Below are 303 nucleotides of genomic sequence, written 5' to 3' on the forward strand. Positions count from 1 at the left end.
CCATTGCGGGCCAGTTCCCGCCGTAACTTCTCCACACTCTCATGCTGGAACACAATACCCGCTAGTATGGAATTCCATATTGCCCGAACCGGATAATCGTTTCGCCCTTTACCCCGGCTTCTCTCAAGGGTCCTCATCAATTCTTCGTCTGGCATGTAATCCAGAACAAGCCGTAAACGAACTAAATCTCCAATTGTTTGTATTTCTGTCCACTCAAATAGCTTAATTTGTGGTATAATAGCCATAACAGGCATCCCTCCCTGGGTAGGATTGTTTGTCTTTTCAACTTCAATTTTATCACAG

General features: G+C 44.9%; 1 pseudogene. It reads right to left on the reverse strand.

Annotated features, from left to right (window positions below):
* Positions 1-245, reverse strand: a pseudogene (locus JDF658_RS13225) (DDE transposase); the annotation flags it as partial.
* Positions 246-303: the final 58 nt, after the last annotated feature.

Origin of the sequence: Carboxydocella sp. JDF658, from assembly GCF_002049395.1 — a bacterium.
Classification (GTDB): Bacteria; Bacillota.